We start from the raw sequence: 12109 nt of genomic DNA on the forward strand, positions 1-12109 counted from the left end.
GGCATCATGCTGGATCTGTCCGACAAGCCCTGCATCATCTGCGTCGCCATCACCGGCTCGCTGCCGACCAAGCACAACAACCCCGCGGTGCCGATCACCGTCGCCGAGCAGATCGAGTCGACCCATGAGGCTTTCGAGGCCGGCGCCAGCATCGCCCATTGCCATGTCCGCGACGACGAGGGCCGGCCGACCTCCGACCCGGAACGCTTCGCGCGGCTCAAGGAAGGGCTCGAGAAGCACTGCCCCGGCCTGATCGTCCAGCTTTCGACGGGCGGACGCTCGGGCGCAGGCAGGACCCGCGGCGGCATGCTGCCGCTGCGGCCCGACATGGCCTCGCTCTCGGTCGGCTCGAACAACTTCCCGACCCGGGTCTACGAGAACCCGCCGGACCTGGTCGACTGGCTGGCCGCCGAAATGCTGAAATACGGCGTCAAGCCGGAAATCGAGGCCTTCGACCTCAGCCATATCCTGCAGGCGGCGCAGATGCACCGGGACGGCCGCATCAAGGACCGCCCCTATGTGCAATTCGTCATGGGGGTGAAGAACGCCATGCCCGCCGACCGCGAGGTCTTCGACTACTACGTCCACACCGTCCGGCGGCTTTTCGGCGCGGACGTGCCCTGGTGCGCGGCGGGCATTGGCGCCAGCCAGATCCTGCTCAACGACTGGGCAATCTCCTCCGGCGGTCATGCCCGCACGGGGCTTGAGGACAATGTGCGCCTCGACCGCGACCGGCTGGCGCCCTCGAACGCTGCGCTGGTGAAGCGCGCCGTCGACCTCTGCGGGAAATACGGCCGCCCCGTGGCGACGGTGCAGCAGGCCCGGCAGATCCTCGGCCTGCGCGCCGCCGCCTGACCGCCCGTCTTTCCGTTTCCCCAATACCCTCGGGGGTCCGGGGGCAGACAGCCCCCGGCGCCACCCCGACAAAAGGATCCGCCGATGCCCGCCGCACTCGCCGACAGCGCCATCTATCGCAGCCTGTTCTCGGACGAGGCCACCGCCGCGCTGTTCACCGACAGCGCCGAGATCCGCGCCATGCTGCTGGTCGAGGGCGCGTTGGCCCGCGTGCAGGGCCGGCTGGGCCTGATCCCGGAAACCGCCGCCGCCTTCATCGACCGCGCCGCGCGCGAGGTGCAGATCGACCCCGCCGCGCTGGCCGCCGAGACCGCGACCAACGGCGTGCCGGTTCCGGCGCTGGTCGCCGCCTTCCGCAAGGCGATGCAGGCGCCCGACCATGCGCAATACCTGCATTGGGGCGCCACCAGCCAGGACATCATGGAAACCGGGCTGGCCCTGCGGTTGCGCCGCGCGACCCAGATCTGGGACGAGCGGCTGCGGGATCTGGTCCGCGCCCTTGGCCGGCTGGCGGGCGACCATGCCGATCTGCCCATGGCGGCGCGCACCTATGGCCAGGCGGCGACGCCCACCAGCTTCGGCGCCGTGGTCGCCGGCTGGGGCCATCCGCTGATCCGCCACCGCCGGCGGCTGGACGAGATCCGCGCCGGGATCGCCACCGTCTCGCTGGGCGGCGCCGCGGGCACGCTGTCGGCCATGGGTCCCGAGGGGCCCGCCGTCCGCGCCGCGCTGGCCGAGGCGCTGGAACTGGCCGATCCGGGCCATGGCTGGCATGCCGAACGCGACCGCATCGGCGGTTTCGCCGCCTGGATGGCGGGACTGGCCGCCAGCCTCGGCAAGATGGGCGAGGATCTCATCCTGATGAGCCAGTCCGGCATCGACGAGATCCGGCTGCAAGGCGCGGGCGGTTCCTCGACCATGCCGCAGAAGCAGAACCCGGTCGGCCCCTCGGTCCTGGTGGCGCTGGCCCGGCAGGCGGCGGCGCTGGCCGCGGCCATCCAGGCCGCCGGCATCCACCGCCAGCAGCGCGACGGCGCCGCCTGGTTCGTCGAGTGGCTGACCCTGCCGCAGCTTTGCATCTCGACCGGGCGCGGCATCGCGCTGGCGCTGGACCTGGCGGGACGCATCACCCCCGATGCCGCGGCCATGGCGCGCGGGCTCGAGGGCGGCTGCGGGCTGATCCATGCCGAGGCCTTCACCTTCGCCCTGGCCCGCCACATGCCGCGCCCCGAGGCGCAGGCAAGGATCAAGGCGCTGTGCAAGGAGGCCTTGGCGACGGGCACGCCCTTGCCGGGCCTGGTCAACCGCGATTTCCCGGATCTGGATCTCTCGGCGGCGGGTGGCCTCGGCACCGCCCCCGCCGAGGCCCGCGCCTTCGCCGCGGCCGCGCTGGCGTGATCCCCGGATCGGAAAAAGGGGGCCTCGCGCCCCGGCGCACACCGCACCTGCCGGCCACCTGCGATGGCACGAGGCGGGGCAGGGGCTTCAGCCCCGGGCATCCTCCAGCATCATCCGCGCCGCCTTTTCGGCGATCATCATCACCGGGGCGTTGGTATTGCCGCTGGTGATCGTCGGCATGACCGAGGCGTCGGCGATGCGCAGCCGGCCAAGCGCCCGCATCCGCAGCCGGGGATCGACCACCGCGCCGTCATCGGCGCCCATGCGGCAGGTGCCGACCGGGTGGAAGATGGTGGTGCCGACCGCGCCGGCCGCCTTGACCAGGTCTTCGTCGGTCTGGAAGGCGATGCCGGGGACATATTCCTCGGGGTCGAAGCGGTTGAAGGCCGGCTGCGCGGCGATCTTGCGCGCCAGGCGGATGGCGCGCACCGCCACCTCGCGGTCGGCCTCGGCCGAAAGGTAGTTCGGCCGGATCGCGGGATGGGCGCGGAAATCCGGCCCGGCGACATGGACCGAGCCGCGGCTTTCCGGCCGCAGGTTGCAGACCGAGGCGGTCATGGCCGGGAAGGGATGCACCGGGTCGCCGAACTTGTCCAGGCTGACCGGCTGGACGTGGAATTCCAGGTCCGGCGTCGCCTTGTCCGGCCCGGATCGGGTAAAGATGCCCAGCTGGCTCGGCGCCATCGACATCGGTCCCGAGCGTTTCAGCAGATATTCCAGCCCGATCGCCGCCTTGCCCAGCAGATGCGAGGCCTTCTCGTTCAGCGTCGGCACGCCGCGGACCTTGTAGACCAGTCGCAATTGCAGATGGTCCTGCAGGTTCTCGCCCAGGGACGGGACCTCGACCTGCGGGGCGATGCCGGCGGCCTGAAGCACCTCGCCGCGCCCGACGCCGGACTGTTCGAGGATCTGCACCGAGCCGATGGAGCCCGCCGCCAGCACCGTCTCGCGCAAGGCGCGGACCTCGCGGCGCTGGCCCTGATGGTGAAAGACGACGCCCGCGACCTCGCCCGCCTCGATCACCAGCCGCTCGACCTCGGCGCCGGTCAGGATGCGCAGGTTGGGGCGGTTTTTCACTGGGCCCAGGAAGGCGCGGGCGGCGCTCCAGCGCCAGCCGGCTTTCTGGGTCACGTCGAAATAGCCGCCGCCTTCATTGTCGCCGCGGTTGAAGTCGTCCGTGCGCGGGATGCCGGCCTGCTCGGCCGCGTCCATGAAAGCGTCGAGCACAGCCCAGCGGACCCGCGCGGTTTCCACCCGCAGCTCGCCGCCGGCGCCGTGCATGGCGTCGCCGCCGCGATAATGGTCCTCTTGCGCCTTGAACAGCGGCAGCACGTCGTCCCAGCCCCAGCCGGTGCAGCCCAGCTGGCGCCAATGGTCGTAATCCGCCGCCTGGCCGCGCATGTAGATCATGCCGTTGATCGAGGAGCAGCCGCCCAGCACCCGCCCGCGCGGATAAAGCAGCGCGCGGCCGTTCAGCCCCGGCTCGGGCTGGGTGCGGAAGCCCCAGTCGGTGCGCGGGTTGCCGATGCAGTAGAGATAGCCGACCGGGATATGGATCCAGTGGTAATTGTCGCGCCCCCCGGCCTCCAGCAACAGCACGCGGGTGCCGGGATCGGCGCTGAGGCGGTTGGCCAGCACGCAGCCGGCGCTGCCCGCGCCGATCACGATGTAGTCATAGCTTTCCATCGGATACTCCATGCAGGGCCTCCGCTGGCGGGCGAGGGCCGCGACATCACGATTCCGCCCTGAACCCGAGCCTTCTGCCGATTTTTGTTGCGAAGAACTCGCCCACCAGGCCTCTGCGGAACAGCAGGACGCAGACCATGAAGACGACGCCGGTGATGATGGTGACGGGGAAGTCGGAGGTGGCGAGGTAGTTCTGCAAGGTGACCACCAGGCCGGCGCCGACGATGGGGCCCAGGAGCGTGCCGATGCCGCCCAGCAGCGTCATCAGGATCACCTCGCCCGACATCTGCCAGGTCACGTCGGTCAGCGTCGCGAACTGGAAGATCAGCGCCTTGACCCCGCCGGCGAGCCCGGCCAGCGCCGCCGACATCACGAAGGCGCCCAGCTTGTAGCGCTGCACCGAATAGCCCAGCGAGATCGCGCGTTGCTCGTTTTCCCGGATCGACTTCAGGATCATGCCGAAGGGCGAGTTCACGAAGCGCCGGATGATCAGCAGACCCAGGACAAAGACCGCCAGCACGAAGTAATACATGTTCATCGGCCGGTTCAGGTCGATCAGCCCGAAGAGATGCCCGCGCGGCACAGACTGGATGCCGTCCTCGCCATGGGTGAAGGGGGCCTGCAGGCAGAAGAAGAAGAACATCTGCGACAAGGCCAGGGTGATCATGGCGAAATAGATGCCCTGGCGGCGGATGGCGATGGCGCCCATCACCAGCCCCAGCAGGGCGGCGCCGGCGACGCCCAGCAGGATGCCCGCCTCGGGCGACCAGCCCCAGACCTTGACCGCATGGGCGGTGAAATAGGCCGCCCCGCCGAAGAAGGTGGCATGGCCGAAGGACAGAAGCCCGGTATAGCCCAAGAGCAGGTTGAAGGCCGAGGCGAAGAGCGCGAAGGCCAGCAGCTTCATCAGGAAGATCGGATAGAGGAACATCGGCGCCACCAGCAGCCCGGCCAGGGCGAGGGCGACCAGCACCAGCTGGACCTGCCCGGCGCGGGGATGGGCCGTGACATGGTCCTCCGAAGCGACGGTTTCGGATTTTGCGGCCATGTCAGGCATCCTTTCCGAAAAGGCCCGCGGGCCGCAGGATCAGGACGATCGCCATGATGACGAAGATCACGATGTTCGAGGCCTCGGGGTAGAAGACCTTGGTCAGCCCCTCGACCACGCCCAGCAGATAGCCGGTGACGATGGCGCCGAGGATCGAGCCCATGCCGCCGACCACCACCACGGCGAAGACGATGATGATCAGGTTCGAGCCCATCAGCGGGCTGACCTGATAGACCGGCGCTGCCAGCACCCCGGCGAAACCGGCAAGCCCGGCGCCGAGCGCATAGGTCAGGGTCAGGAGCAGGGGCACGTTGACGCCGAAGGCCTGAACCAGCACCGGGTTCTCGGTCGCGGCGCGCAGATAGGCGCCGAGCTTGGTCTTCTCGATCAGCAGCCAGACCGCGATGCAGACCGCCAGCGAGGCGATGACCACCCAGCCGCGATAGATTGGCAGGAACATGAAGCCCAGGTTCACCGCGCCGGTCAACTGCGCGGGCGGCGCATAGGGCTTGCCCGAGGCGCCGAAGAAATAGCGGAACGTTCCCTCGATCGCCAGGGCCAGGCCGAAGGTGAACAGCAGGCCGTAGAGATGGTCGAGCTTGTAAAGCCGCGACAGCATGGTCTTCTCGACCACGGCGGCCATCAGCCCGACGATCAGCGGCGCAAGGATCAGCGCCAGCCAGTAGTTGATGCCGCCCCAGTTCAGAAGCAGCAGCGCCGCGAAGGCGCCCAGCATGTATTGCGCGCCATGCGCGAAGTTGATGACGCGCAGCAGGCCGAAGATGATGGCGAGGCCCAGGGACAAGAGCGCATAGAACGAGCCGTTGATCAGCCCGACCAGCAGCTGCCCCATCAGCGCCTGGACGGGAATGCCGAAGATCATGGTCATCTCACACCCCCAGTTCGCGATGCAGCAGGTCCATCTGCTGCGGCAGGTCGGCCACGGGGAATTCCGCCGTCATCCGGCCGTGGTCCATCAGGTAGAAGCGGTCGGCGACCTTGGCGGCGAAGCGGAAGTTCTGCTCGACCAGCACCACGGTCATGCCGCGGCCCTTCAGCTTCTGCAGCACCTCGCCGATGGCCTGGATGATGACCGGCGCCAGCCCCTCGGTCGGCTCGTCGAGCAAAAGGCAGCGCGCCCCGGTGCGCAGGATGCGCGCCATGGCCAGCATCTGCTGCTCGCCCCCCGACAGCTTGGTGCCCTGCGAATTGCGGCGTTCCTGCAGGTTCGGGAACAGCGCATAGATCTCCTCGACCGACATGCCGCCCGGGGCGACCCTGGGCGGCAGCATCAGGTTCTCCTCGACCGAGAGGCTGGCGAAGATGCCGCGCTCCTCGGGGACGAAGCCCAGGCCGGCGCGGGCGGTCTGGTGCAGGGGCAGCGCCATCATGTCGCGCCCGGCGAATTCGATCCGGCCCGTGCGCTTGCGCAGGATGCCCATGATGCTGCGCAGGGTGGTGGTCTTGCCCATGCCGTTGCGGCCCAGGATGCAGATGGTCTCGCCCTCGGCGACGGTCAGGTTCACGCCGTGCAGGACATGGCTTTCGCCATACCAGGCCTGCAGGTTCTCGACGGACAGAAGCGCGCTCATGCCTCGGACCCCATATAGGCGCTGCGCACGCGCGGATCGGCCGAGACGGTGGCATAGTCGCCCGCCGCGATGATCTCGCCGCGCTGCAGCACGGTGACGTGGTGGCAGATATCGGCCACGACGCTCAGGTTGTGCTCGACCATCAGCACGGCGCGCTCGGTGGCGAGGTCGCGGATGATGCCCGCGACCATGGCCACGTCCTCCTGGCCCATGCCGGCCATCGGCTCGTCCAAGAGCAGCACCTCGGGGTCCAGTGCCAGCGTGGTGGCGATCTCCAAGACGCGCTTCCTGCCATAGGACAGGTCGGCGGCGCGGTGGTCGCGATACGGCGCCAGGCCCAGTTGCTCGATCAGCTGATCGGCCCGCGCGTCCAGCCGGTCGAGCGACGAGAGTGGCAGCCAGAACTGCACCGCCAGCCCGGCGGGGCGCTGCAGGGCGACCTTGACGTTCTCGCGCACGGTCAGGTGCGGGAAGACGGCCGAGATCTGGAAGCTGCGCACCAGCCCCATGCGCGCCACCTTGTCGGGCGGCGTGCGCGTGATGTCCTGGCCCAACAGCGTGATCTGGCCCCGCGTCGGCTGCAGGAACTTGGTCAAGAGGTTGAAGACCGTGGTCTTGCCCGCGCCATTCGGCCCGATCAGGGCGTGGATGCGGGCGTGCTCCACGTCCAGATCCACGTTGTTCACCGCCGTGAAACCCGCGAAATCCTTGCCCAGGCCGCGGGCGGATAGCACCACCCGCGGCTCGGCCTGCGTTGCCAGGGACGCCGCCATCACTTGACCAGCGGGCAGCCGCTTTCAGCCGGGTCCAGATAGGCCTGATCGCCCGGAATGGTGGCGACGACCTTGTAATAGTCCCAGTCCTCGGTCACCTCGTCGGGCTTCTTGACCTCCATGAGATAGACGTCCGAGATCATCCGGCCGTTGGCCGCGACCTTGCCGTTCTGGGTGAAGACATCGCTTACCGGCAGTTCGTGCAGCTTGGCGGCGACGGCCTCGGTCTCGTCGGTGCCGGCGGCTTCGATGGCCTTCAGATACTGGGTGACGGCCGAATAGGTGCCGGCATGGACCATGTTCGGCATGACGCCGGTGCGTTCCTTGAAGCGCTTGCCGAACTCGGCCGATTCCGGGGTGCGGTTCCAGTAGAAGCTTTCCGTCAGGTTCAGCCCCTGCGCGGCATCGAGCCCGAGCCCGTGCACCTCGGCAATGGTGAAGAGCAGCGCGGCCAGCTTCTGCCCGCCCTGGGTGATGCCGAACTCGGACGCCTGCTTGATGGCGTTCTGCGTATCCATGCCGGCATTGGCCAGGCCGATCACCTTGGCGCCCGAGCTTTGCGCCTGCAGCAGGAACGAGGAATAATCCGTCGTCGCCAGCGGGTGGCGGACCGAGCCCACCACCTGACCGCCCTTTTCCTTGACGAAATTCGCGGTCTGCTCCTCCAGCGAATAGCCGAAGGCATAGTCGGCGGTCAGGAAGAACCAGCTGTCGCCGCCGGCCTCGACCAGCGCGCCGCCGGTGCCCACGGCCAGCGCATGGGTGTCATAGGCCCAGTGGAAACCCAGCGGCGAGCATTGCGCGCCGGTCAGCTCGGTCGTGGCCGCGCCGGTGGTGATGGTGACCTTGTTCTTTTCCTTGCTCAGCGCCTGCACCGCCAGCGCCACCGAGGAGGTGGTCAGCTCCATGATCGAATCGACCTGCTCGGTGTCATACCATTGCCGGGCGATATTCGAGGCGATGTCGGGCTTGTTCTGGTGGTCGGCGGTGACGACCTCGATCGGCGCGTCCAGCACCTTGCCGCCGAAATCCTCGACCGCCATCCGCGCGGCCTCATAGGAATACTTGCCGCCGAAATCGGCATAGACCCCGGACTGGTCGTTCAGGATGCCGATCTTGACCACCCCGTCCGAGATCTCGGCCAAGGCGGGCGTGGCGGCAAGGCCGACCGCAGCGGTCGTGAGCAGAATGTTTCGCACGTTTTCCTCCCCAGGATAGTCCCTTCCGGCGGTTCGTCTTGCCTGCCGGTTCGGGACGCTTTCTCACATGGGGGCCGCCTTCATGTCGGCCGCCTCCCTGACGGAACGATGCAGCGGAATCGGCTTTGACACAAGCGTTCAGAGAAGTTTAATTTCATACAGATCCTGTGCATTTCTGAACAGATGGCCAATCTCGACTGGGACGACCTGCAATTCTTCCTGGCGGTGATGCGCGAGCGGCAGCTGTCGCGCGCCGCGCGGCTGCTGGGCACCTCGCATGTCACCGTCTCGCGGCGCATCGACCGGCTGGAACAGGCGCTGAACACCCGGCTGTTCGAGCGCAATCCCCGCGGCTACGAACCCACCGCCGCCAGCCTGCGGCTGCTCGAGACCGCCGAGCGCATGGAGGAGGCGGCCAGCCAGATCCCGCTGGACCGCGGTGCCGCGGCCGGGCAGGTCCGCTCGCTGCGGCTGGCGATGCCCGAGGGGTTCGCCAGCCTGTTCTCGACTCATCTGCTGCCCGAGTTCCTGGCGCGGTTCCCGCTGCTCTCGCCCGAGCTGATCACCATGCCGCAGGTGCTGTCGCTGTCCCGGCGCGAGGCGGATATCTGGATCACCCTGGACCCGGTGACCAACGGGCCCTACCGCTCGGAACGGCTGGCGGATTACACCCTGCATCTTTACGCGACGCGCGACTATCTGCGGGCCATGCCGCCGGTCCAGGCCCCCGCGGACCTGCGCCCGCACCGCATCATCGGCTATATCGAGGAGATGATCTTCGCGCCCGGCCTCGACTATCTGGGCGAGGTGCATCCCTCGCTGCGGGCGACAGTGAAAAGTTCCAGCATCTTCAACCAGCTCGCGGCGGTTCGCAACGGGCTGGGGATTGGCGTGCTGCCGCATTACATCGCCCGGAAATATCCCGAACTGCAGATCGTGCTGCCCGACCAGGTGCGGCTGACGCGGACCTATTGGCTGACCTGCCACCGCGACGTGCGGATGATGCAATGGGCGGGGCAGGTCATCGCCTTTCTGGCCGCCAGCCTGCGGGCGCGGGGCGAGGAACTGGCCTTGCGGCTGCCGGAGTGATGGCCGGCAGGGTGCTCGAAGAATTGCAGATTGTTGTTTCAAGATGCTGATAAATATGTATTTATCGGCGCATGGCGGAACATTTTGCCGGATTTGGGAATCCATGCAGTATTTTCATGTTGTTGCGGATATTATTTCACATAGTTTCGAGGATATGCCGCAGATGCGGCAGCCGGTTCAGGCTGGATTGCAACCGTGCCCGCCATGAGGGGCCTTTTCCCCTGGCCGTCTCATAAGCCTCGCGCAGGTCTTCCGGGCGTTCTCGCGCCAGCACCCCGATCAGGAATTCGGCCTGGGCGCGATCCTTGCGGGCCTTGAGCGCGTCGGGCCCGTCGCGTCGCCGGTCGGCGACGATCAGCTTGTGGATGGCATAGCGCTCGGGGCGGGGCACCTGGATCAGGAAGCCGGCACGATAGAGCAGCGGCACCTGGATTGGCTCGGCGATCAGGTAGTTGAGGTAATGCAGGCTCTGCGCCGAGACGCCAAGCGCCGGCAGTTCGCGCAGGCCCTCGGCCGCGTCGAAGCAGGGGGTCAGGAACTCGACCAGCGTCTGCTGCGTGCTCTGGCGCCAGCGCCAGACATGCCGGCCCTCGGCCGAGGGCAGGGGGGCGAAGTCGAGGTCGCGGAATACTTCGGCCAGCGGCTCGGTCACCTGGTCGCCGAGGGCGATGGACAGCCGCTCGAAACTGGCGATGTCCACGTCATCGGTCATCGCCGCCTGGTCGAAGCCGATGCGCACGCCCAACTCGCCCTCGTAGCAGCGAAAGGCTTGCGTCCCGATCAGCGTGCCGCCCAGCCGGAACACGCCGCTGCGCGCCATGGCCGAGATCACCTGGCCCGAGCCGCGATCGGTCATCAGGCAGCCCTCGGCCCGCAGGATACGCATCAGGCGCGAACGCTCGGCCTGGCCTTGCTTTTCGGCGGCGCGGATGCGTTCGGCGCGCTCGAGCCGGGCGCGCAGTTCGGGGCCGTCCTCGCCGATATAGCGGTCGACGGTCTGGTCGCCGATGCGGAAATGGTCGTACCAGTAGGATTTCTGCCCGACCTTCTTCAGCCGCGGCGTGCCGCGCAGCTCACCCACCGCCGCATCGCGCAGGTGCCGCAGCAGGTCGGTCCAGGCGGCGACCGCCACCGGCGAGAGATCCTTCACCGCGCCTACCCCACGCTTTCCGATCCGTGGGGTATATAACATGCCGCGTCTTACCCCACAAATTATTTGTCGTGGGGTAGGCGTGCGCCAACGAGGGATCCCAGGTCCGTAGCTCGGTCCCGGGGCAGCGGGCGGGGGCGCTGCCCCCACGCTGCGCCGCCCCTGCGGGACCGCGCAGCGTTCCCCGGGGTATTGGGAAAACGGAAAAGCGCAGGGTCAGGCGGTCTTGCGGAGGCCCGGCATCTCGATGTTGATCTCGAGGCTCGACAGGTCGTCGCTGCGTTCCAGCTTGATGTCGACCGCGTCGCCATCGACATCCATGTGGCGGCGCACCACCTCGAGGATGTCGCGCTGCAGAAGCGGCAGGAAATCGGGGCCGGAATTGCTGGTGCGCTCATGTGCAAGCAGGATCTGCAGGCGCTCCTTGGCGGTCTGCGCCGAGCTGGGCTTGCGCTGGCGGAACGAGAAACCGAACATGGTCAGGCCGTCCGTCCCAGCAGCCGCTGGAAGAAGCCGCGCCGCTGTTCGCCGGGGTTCACCCGCATCTCGATCTGCTCGCCGACCAAGCGGCCGACGGCATCCATATAGGCCTTGCCGGCCGGCGATTTCTCGTCCAGCGATACCGGCGTGCCCTCGTTCGAGGCCTTCAGCACCGAGGTGCTTTCCGGGATAATGCCCAGAAGCGGGATGGCCAGGATCTCGAGCACGTCCTGCACGCTCATCATCTCGCCATTGGCCGAGCGGTTCTGGTCGAAGCGCGTGAGCAGCAGCTGCGCCTTGACGGCGCTGCCGTCGCCCTTTTCCGCCAGGAAGGTCTTGGAGTTCAAGAGCCCCAGCACCCGGTCGCTATCGCGCACGGACGAGACTTCCGGATTGGTGACCACCACCGCCTCGTCGGCGTAATACATCGCCAGATGCGCGCCGCGCTCGATCCCGGCCGGGCTGTCGCAGACGATATAGTCGAATTCCTCGCGCAGCTCGTCCAGCACCGCCTTGACGCCCTCGGTGGTCAGCGCGTCCTTGTCGCGGGTCTGCGAGGTCGGCAGCACGTAGAGGTTTTCCAGCCGGCGGTCCTTGATCAGCGCCTGCTTCAGCTTGGCGTCGCCCTGGATCACGTTGATGAAGTCGAAGACCACCCGGCGCTCGCAGCCCATGATCATGTCGAGGTTGCGCAGGCCCACGTCGAAATCGATCACGACCGTCTTGTGCCCGCGCATGGCGAGACCCGCGGCGATGGCGGCAGAGGAGGTCGTCTTGCCGACGCCGCCCTTGCCCGAGGTGACTACGATAACCTTGCTCACGAGCGTTTCCTTTCGATC

12 protein-coding genes are annotated in these 12109 nt (G+C 67.7%); 3 read left to right on the forward strand and 9 right to left on the reverse strand.

What is annotated here, in order from left to right:
• The first annotated feature begins 6 nt into the window (after positions 1–6).
• Positions 7–855 (forward strand): BKACE family enzyme, encoded by an 849-nt coding sequence (locus tag I9P22_RS02065; RefSeq protein ID WP_199257745.1) that lies wholly within the window; start codon positions 7–9, stop codon positions 853–855.
• A gap of 84 nt (positions 856–939) precedes the next feature.
• Positions 940–2253, forward strand: coding sequence for a lyase family protein (locus I9P22_RS02070; protein WP_199257746.1), 1314 nt, complete (start codon positions 940–942; stop codon positions 2251–2253).
• 87 nt (positions 2254–2340) lie between these two features.
• Here I9P22_RS02070 and I9P22_RS02075 read toward each other — a convergent pair whose 3' ends face one another.
• The 6 genes from I9P22_RS02075 to I9P22_RS02100 are packed head-to-tail and all read right to left on the reverse strand — an operon-like array spanning position 2341 to position 8551.
• Positions 2341–3939, reverse strand: coding sequence for a GMC family oxidoreductase (locus tag I9P22_RS02075; protein WP_199257807.1), 1599 nt, complete (start codon positions 3937–3939; stop codon positions 2341–2343).
• Between the two features lie 46 nt (positions 3940–3985).
• On the reverse strand, positions 3986–4987 hold the full coding sequence (locus I9P22_RS02080) for a branched-chain amino acid ABC transporter permease (protein WP_199257747.1): 1002 nt from the start codon (positions 4985–4987) through the stop codon (positions 3986–3988).
• Position 4988: 1 nt separating this feature from the next.
• Positions 4989–5876 (reverse strand): branched-chain amino acid ABC transporter permease, encoded by an 888-nt coding sequence (locus I9P22_RS02085; RefSeq protein ID WP_199257748.1) that lies wholly within the window; start codon positions 5874–5876, stop codon positions 4989–4991.
• A gap of 1 nt (position 5877) precedes the next feature.
• On the reverse strand, positions 5878–6579 hold the full coding sequence (locus I9P22_RS02090) for an ABC transporter ATP-binding protein (protein ID WP_199257749.1): 702 nt from the start codon (positions 6577–6579) through the stop codon (positions 5878–5880).
• Entirely contained in the window at positions 6576–7352 is a 777-nt protein-coding gene (locus I9P22_RS02095) for an ABC transporter ATP-binding protein (protein WP_199257750.1), read from the reverse strand. Before I9P22_RS02095 ends, I9P22_RS02090 begins: the two co-directional genes overlap by 4 nt.
• Positions 7352–8551 carry an ABC transporter substrate-binding protein gene (locus I9P22_RS02100; protein WP_199257751.1) on the reverse strand — a complete coding sequence of 400 codons (1200 nt, stop codon included), beginning with the start codon at positions 8549–8551 and terminating at the stop codon, positions 7352–7354. The genes I9P22_RS02095 and I9P22_RS02100 overlap by 1 nt, the downstream gene beginning before the upstream one ends.
• 183 nt (positions 8552–8734) lie before the next feature.
• Between I9P22_RS02100 and I9P22_RS02105 the strand changes: the two genes are divergently transcribed.
• On the forward strand, positions 8735–9640 hold the full coding sequence (locus I9P22_RS02105) for a LysR family transcriptional regulator (protein ID WP_199257752.1): 906 nt from the start codon (positions 8735–8737) through the stop codon (positions 9638–9640).
• A 136-nt stretch (positions 9641–9776) separates the two neighbouring features.
• On the opposite strand, the gene I9P22_RS02110 is transcribed toward I9P22_RS02105, so the two are convergent.
• The 3 genes from I9P22_RS02110 to minD all read right to left on the reverse strand — a co-directional run bounded on the left by I9P22_RS02110 (position 9777) and on the right by minD (position 12091).
• On the reverse strand, positions 9777–10832 hold the full coding sequence (locus tag I9P22_RS02110) for a nucleotidyltransferase family protein (protein WP_199257753.1): 1056 nt from the start codon (positions 10830–10832) through the stop codon (positions 9777–9779).
• Positions 10833–11006: 174 nt separating this feature from the next.
• Positions 11007–11267 (reverse strand): cell division topological specificity factor MinE, encoded by a 261-nt coding sequence (gene minE / locus I9P22_RS02115; protein WP_199257754.1) that lies wholly within the window; start codon positions 11265–11267, stop codon positions 11007–11009.
• Between the two features lie 2 nt (positions 11268–11269).
• On the reverse strand, positions 11270–12091 hold the full coding sequence (gene minD / locus I9P22_RS02120) for a septum site-determining protein MinD (RefSeq protein ID WP_199257755.1): 822 nt from the start codon (positions 12089–12091) through the stop codon (positions 11270–11272).
• Between the last annotated feature and the right edge of the window lie 18 nt (positions 12092–12109).

It is taken from the genome of Paracoccus binzhouensis, assembly GCF_016446475.1.
Taxonomy (GTDB): Bacteria; Pseudomonadota; Alphaproteobacteria; order Rhodobacterales; family Rhodobacteraceae; genus Paracoccus; species Paracoccus binzhouensis.